Source organism: Polaromonas sp. P1_G2 (assembly GCF_056405515.1).
Window position 1 is genome coordinate 1 of the sequence record NZ_JBFUBY010000212.1, and the last position, 7,214, is coordinate 7,214.

2 protein-coding genes are annotated in these 7,214 nt (G+C 68.8%); both read left to right on the forward strand.

Annotation, left to right across the window (positions count from 1 at the left end; genetic code table 11):
- Window positions 1-343 precede the first annotated feature (343 nt).
- Entirely contained in the window at window positions 344-571 is a 228-nt protein-coding gene (locus AC1D0P_RS18725) for a hypothetical protein (protein ID WP_477678132.1), read from the forward strand.
- A 4-nt stretch (window positions 572-575) separates the two neighbouring features.
- On the forward strand, window positions 576-7,214 hold a 6,639-nt coding region (locus AC1D0P_RS18730), incomplete at its 3' end, for a glucoamylase family protein (RefSeq protein WP_477678133.1).

The following is a 7,214-nucleotide window of genomic DNA, read 5'->3' on the forward strand; positions in this document are numbered from 1 at the left end:
AGTTTAGCGAGACCCCGCCTGAACCGAGCACCGCAGGTTGCCCGTAGCGAAGCGAAGGGACGCAGCAACCAGGGTCGCCTTTTCTTTTGCTTACTTTTCTTTTGGCGAAGCAAAAGAAAAGTAAGTTGCCGCCGGGCAACCCCCGGCCAGCAGCCCTCAGCAAAGAGAACAGAGGGAGTGCGGACAGCCGCAGGGATGCCCAAAACCCCCACTGTAGGCTTTGTCCTAGACCAACTCCAGCCTCTTCCGATGGCGCCGCCGGCCCGCGCTCCCTAGGATGGAGACAGCACGGCGCGATGCGGCATCCCGCATCGCCGTGCTCCCCACCCCGGAGCGCAAAATCATGACCACCCTGGAGATCATGGCCGACAGGCCGTCGGCCCTTCACACCGATTTTGTTTCCACCGACGCCGCCGACCTGGCGTCGCACATGGACCAGTGCGCGCATTCGCGCGGCCGTTTCTTCACGCTCCAGACCGGCTTGCAATCCGCGCATTCCGTGATGTCGCCGCGCATCGTGACGGTTGCGCTCATCGTGGCGCTCTGCCTCGGCCTTCTTGCCATAGCCTGAGCGAGTGGCTACGGCTGTCGTCGAGCGGCTGGACACCTTAAGCGCCTACGCCCGGCAACTTCTTGCCACGCCCCGCAGTGACATACAGCAGCCCATACGCGCTGAGCTCTTCGGCGCCCAGCGTTTTGAAGAGCACGGCCGCAGCCTGGCCGCAGCGCAAGCCGTGCTACCCGCCGGCAGCGAGCACAGCGGCCCGCCGTTTTTCCCGCGCGTGCAGGAGAATATCGCCGCCATCCGCCTGGCCTACGACTACATTGCGCTGACCTCGCTCAGCGGCCATTACGTCACGCCCGCGGCCGAATGGCTGCTCGACAACTTTCACCTGGTCGAGGCGCAGCTGCAGCAGATCCAGGAGGGCGTGCCGCACCGTTATTACGCCGACCTGCCCAAGCTGGCTGACAAGCCCCTGCAGGGCCTGCCGCGCGTCTACGGCATCGCCTGGGCCTATGTGGCGCACACCGACAGCGTGCTGGACCCGGTGCTGTTCACCGCCTTTTTGCATGCCTACCAGGAGGTCAGCGAGCTCAACCTCGGCGAACTCTGGGCCTTGCCCACCACCCTGCGCGTGGTGCTGCTGGAAAACCTGCGCCGCATGGCCGACCGCATCGCCTGGAACAAGGTCGCGCGCGAGGTGGCCCACGCCGCCTGGGACCAAGCCGACGCGCTGAGCCTGCGCGACCTCGACGAACTGCTGGCGCTCATGCAGGCCCACGGCCTGGAGCGCAGCTACCTCACCCAGCTGTGGCAGCGCATGCCCGTCGAGCGCACAGAACCCGAATTGCATCCGGCACTCCTGCTGGTGCGCTGGACGGAGCAGCACTGCACCGACGCCCTGGGCATGATCGGCGAAGGGCAAACCGTGCAGGTGGCCGCCAACCTGACCGTCAGCAACATCATCACCACCCTGCGGCTGATCGGACAGGTCGAATGGGTCGAGCTGATCGAGCCCGTCAGCCATTCCCTGCAGGTACTGCGCCGTTTGCCCAGCTTCTCACGCGAAAGCGAGATGACGCGCCAGCAGATCACACGCGCCATGGAGCGGCTGGCGCAGCAAAGCGGAAAATCGGAGCGCGCCGTCGCCGAAGCCGTTCTGGCCGCGGCACGCCAGCCCAACAACTCCATGGTCGCGCGCACCGCGGGCTACTACCTGATAGGCCCGGGCCGTCCGCTGCTCGAGGCCGCGCTGCGCCCGGCGGCGGGCCCGCGCAAGGCTTTGCCCGCCTCCGAAACGCCGCGCGCCTGGCGCCTGCCCCTGTTCGCGGCCGCCTGGGCCGCGGGCACCGCCGCGCTGCTCACCTGGGCGCTTCACCCGCTGACCGTGCTGCTGCTGCCCTGGCCCGCCTGGGTGGCGGTGTTCCTCATGGCATGGCCGGCCTCCGAAGCCGTCGTCGCGCTGATCCATCGCCTGATCGCCGAATCCACCCGCATACAGCCGCTGGCGCGCCTGGACTTCAGCGCCGGCATTCCGCCCGAGCACCGCGTGCTGGTGGTGATCCCCTCCATGCTGTCGTCGATTGAAGCCAACGGCGAGCTGGCGCACCGCCTGCATCTGCACTGGCTGGCCAGCCGGGAGGCCAACGCGCAATTCGCGCTGCTCACCGACTGGGCCGACGCCGACACCGAACGCACGCCCGGTGACCAGGCCCTGCTGGACGATGCACTGGCCCGGCTGCGTGCCCTGAACGCGGCCTACCCCGTGGCCCAGGGCGCGCCCGCCCGCTTTGTGCTGCTGCACCGCCCGCGCACCTGGTCGGCCGGCGAGCGCCGCTGGATTGGCTGGGAGCGCAAGCGCGGCAAGCTCGAGATGCTGCTGCGCCACCTGGCACAGCGCTCCGCGCCCGGCTTCCTGCCCGTCGGCGGTGACACGCGGCTGGCCGAAGGCACACGCTACGTGGTCACGCTGGACAGCGACACCACCCTGCCCGCGGGGTCACTGCGCGAACTCGTGTCAATTGCCGCGCATCCGCTCAACACTCCGCACATCGACCGCAAAACCCGGCGTGTGACCGCCGGCTACGGCATCCTGCAGCCCCGCGTGGCCACGCCGCTGTCGGCGCACCACGAGCGGTCGGTATTCCATAGCCTCTTTGCCGGCCAGCGCGGGCTGGACCCTTACAGCAGCGGCACCTCCGACCTCTACCAGGACGTGTTCGGCATGGGCAATTTCACCGGCAAGGGCCTGCTGCATGTCGAGGCCGTGCACGCCGTGCTGGACCGCCGGCTGCCCGAAGGCGCCATTCTGAGCCACGACCTGCTCGAGGGCAGCATCGCGCGCTGCGGCTATGCGGGCGACGTGGTGCTGATGGAAGACCACCCGCACCATGCCGGCGTGGCGGCCTCGCGCGTGCACCGCTGGACGCGCGGCGACTGGCAGTTGCTGCCGCTGATGCTGCGCCCCGCCGCCTTCGGCATAGATGCCCTGGGCCTGTGGCGCATGGCCGACAACCTGCGCCGCTCGCTGATCGCGCCGGCCTGCTTCGCGCTGCTGGCGTGGCTGGTCTTCACCGGTGCGCTGCCGCTGGGCACCGCCCTGGCCCTGAGTTTCCTGGCCTTCCTGGCCGGCCCGCTGATGGGCGCACTGGCGGGGTTGATTCCCACGCGCCGCGGCATCGCCTGGCTGCACTTTTTTGACGTCGGCATGCGCGATGTGGGCCGCGCCCTGGCGCAGGCGGCCTGGCAGTTCAGCCATCTGGCGGTGCAGGCCGCCCTCATGGCCGACGCCGTGGCGAGGGCTCTCTGGCGCRTGGCCTTCAGCCGCCGGCGCCTGCTGCAGTGGACCACCGCCGCCCAGGCGCAGGCCTCGGCGCAATACACACTGGACACCTTTGTGCGCGGCCATGCCGCCGTGGTCGCCGCCTGCGCAGCGCTCGCCGTGGCCGCCGCCTGGAGTCCCCATCCGGTAGCCGGCCCCGCGCTCTTCCTGTTGTGGGCATTGGCGCCGGTGATCGCCTGGTGGGGCAGCAAGCCGGCTATGCGCGCGCCGCACGGCGCGCTGAACGCCACCGACCGCGACTACCTCCTGAAACTGGCGCGCCAGACCTGGAGTTTCTTTGAACGGTGTGTGGGCCCCGAAGACCAGCACCTGCCGCCGGACAACCTGCAAATGGAGCCGGAGCCCACGCTGGCCCACCGCACCTCGCCCACCAACATCGGCCTTTATTTGCTGGCCGTGGCCTGCGCGCGCGAATTCGGCTGGATCACCGGCACCGAAATGGCCAAACGGCTGGCCGCCACGCTGGACACGGTGGAAGCCCTGCCCAAGCACAAGGGCCATCTCTTCAACTGGTATGAAACGCGCACGCTGCAAGTGCTGCTGCCGGCCTATGTCTCCACCGTGGACAGCGGCAACCTCGCAGGCCACCTGCTGGCGGTGGCGCAGTCCCTTCGCCAGCTGGCGATCCAGGCGGGTACCGAGCCGGCTGAAGCCGCCCGCTTGATGGCGCTCGGCGAGCGCTCCGAAAAGCTGTGCATGGCCATGGACTTCAGCGGCCTTTACAGCAGCAAGCGCCACCTTTTTCACATCGGCCTGCGCGTGCATGAGCAGGCGCTGGACGCGAGCTTTTACGACCTGATGGCATCGGAGTCGCGCCTCACCAGCTTCCTGGCGATTGCCAAAGGCGACGTACCCCGGCGCCACTGGCAGGCGCTGGGCCGGGCCTTCCTGACCGTCGGCGTCACGCCCGGCCTCAAATCCTGGTCGGGCTCGATGTTTGAATACCTGATGCCCTCGCTGGTGATGATGGAGCCCGACGAAGGCTTGCTGCATGTCTCCGGCCTGGCCGCGGTCAAGGAGCAGCAGGCCTACGGCGAATCCCAGGGTCTGCCCTGGGGTGTCTCGGAATCGGCCTATTTCGCCCAGGACCACACGCTGGCCTTCCAGTACTCGCCCTTCGGCGTGCCGCGCCTGGCCCTGCGCCGCACGCCGCCCACGGACCGCGTGGTCGCACCCTATGCCAGCGTGATGGCCACCCAGTTTGATCCGCAGCAGGCGGTGGCCAACCTGCGCCAGCTCGACCAATGGGGGGCGCGCGGTGAGTATGGTTTTGCCGATGCGCTGGATTTCACCGTCGCGCGCCAGCCCGGCGCGCAGGCACTGAGCCTGGTCAACACCTTCATGGCGCACCACCAGGGCATGTCGCTGGTGGCGCTGTGCAATGTGCTGTGCGACGAAGCACCGCGGCGCTGGTTCTCCTCGGCGCCGCTGATGCAGGCCTTTGAGTCGTTGCTGCATGAAAAGACGCCGCGCCAGATCATTGAAAGCGCCGATCCCCGCGCCCTCCCCGAGCCGGACGACACGGCCCAGGCCCGGCTCTACCACTCGCGCGAACTGGACCCCGCCGCGCCCGGCTGGCAGCCTACCCAGTTGCTGTCGAACGGGCGCTACAGCGTGGCCCTTCGCGCCAACGGCGCCGGCGTCAGCCGCTGGCGCAGCGGCGACAAGACCTGGAACATTTCGCGCTGGCGCGACGACCTGTTGCGCGATGCCTGCGGCACCTTCATTTACCTGCGCCCGGCGGGCCAGGACCGGCTCTCGTCCCTCACGCTGCACCCCGCGCCGCACCCGGACTGGCGCTACAAGGCCACCTTCCTGGCCGACCGCGTGCAGTTTGATGCGGCATCGGACCAGCTGGAAATGCGGACCACCGTGCTTGTCAGCCCCGAAGACGACACCGAGATACGCACCGTCACGCTGCACAACGTCTCCAGCGCCGATATCACGCTGGACGTCGTGTCATGTTTTGAGGCCGTGCTGACCGACCCGCGCGCCGACGAAGCCCATCCGGCTTTCTCCAATCTGTTCATCGAGACCCAGTGGCACGCCGAGTGGCGCGCACTGCTGCTGACGCGCAAGGCCCGGCTGCAAGGCGACCCGGCCATGGCGGTGGCGCACTTCCTGGCGGATTCGGAGGCCAACGTGCGGTCCATCGACTTCATCGCGGACCGCCGTGCCTTCCTGGGGCGCAACCGCGGCCCCGCCGAGCCCGCGCTGCAAACGCAGATCCACGGCGAAGGCGGCGCGCCCATCAACGGGCTGGACCCGGTGGCCGGGCTGCGCGTGCGCATACGCATCCCGGCCGGCGGTGTGGCAAGGCTCAGCTTTGCCACCGCCGCCGCGCCCGACACCGACGAGCTGGCCGCGCGCATCGACAAATACCTGCAGCCCATGCACGTGGAACGCGCCACCCGCATGGCCGCCACGCTGGCCCAGGTGCGGCTGCGCGACCTCGGCGTGGACCCCGAGGAAAACGCCGCGCTGCAGGACCTCAACACCGCGCTGATGTACAGCTGCACCCGCGCGGTGGGTGAGCGTGGCCTGGTGGACCAGCGCCAGCTCTGGCGCTTCGGCTTGTCCGGTGACAAGCCCATCGTGCTGGTGCTCATCCACTCCAGCAACGGCATGGCGCTGGTGCACTCCCTGCTGCAGGCCCAGCCCTGGTGGAGTTTTTGCGGGCTGACCGCCGACGTGGTGATCCTCAACAGCGAGGTCAACTCCTACCTGATGCCGCTGCAGCGCGACATCCTCGCCTTGCGCGACCGCACGCTGCGGCAGGCTGAAAACAGCTTTCCGGGCCGGGACGCCGGCGGTTTTTTCCTGCTGCGCGAGCAGGAGATCGTGCCTTCCGAGAAAGCCGCCCTCACGGGCCTGGCGCGGGTCATCCTCGTGGCCGACGGCCGGCCGCTGGAGCAGCAGGCCGCGGCACTTCAAGCCATCGGCAACCCGCAGCGCACCGGCACGCCCGCCAGGGCCCTGCTGCCCGCGCCCCACGCCGCCGGTACCGCGCAAGCACCGCAAGGCCACTTTGATGCCGCCACCGGCGAGTTCCAGTTTGTGGTGGACGAAGCCCATCGCCCGCCCCGCCCCTGGGTCAACGTGATCGCCAATTCCGCCTTCGGCTTCCAGGTCTCTGAAGCCGGCGCCGGCTACACCTGGGCGGTCAACAGCCGGCTGCACCAGCTCACGCCCTGGTCCAACGACCCGGTGGCCGACCCCTGTTTTGAACACTACCTGCTGCAGGACCTGGACACGCAGGCACTGCTGCCCTTGAGCGCTTGCGCCGACAGCGGCGCATCTTGCCGCGTGCGCCACGGCCAGGGCTATTCCGCCTTTGAATCCCTGCACGGCGCGCTGAAGGTGGAGACCACGTATTTTGTCGACATCAACGAGCCTGTCAAGCTTGTGCAACTGCAACTGCACAACCAGGGCGGCGAAACGCGCCGGTTGCGCGCGCTTGCCATGGTCGAGTGGCAAATGGGCGCCGCGCGCCACGAACGCCGCACTGTCCGCGCCTGGAAATCCGACGACCCGGCCTTCACGGCCGTGCTCGCCAAACAGCGTGAAAGCCGCGCCGGCTTCGGCGGCAACACGGCCTTTTTATCCGCCGCCGGCTTGCCCGGCCCGCTGCAGTGGACCTGCGATCGAAGCGAGTTCTTCGACGCGGCGGGCCGACTGGTGATTCCCGCCGCGCTGGGCCAAAGCGCCGCAGGGGGCGCAGACCCCTGCGCTGCGCTGGCGGGCCACTTCATGCTTGCACCGGGCCAGAGCCTGACGCTGACCTTCATGCTCGGCCACGCTGCCGACCCGGCCGCCGCCGAGCAACTGGCCCGCGACTGGCAGGCGCGTGATAGCGCGCAAACGCTGGAC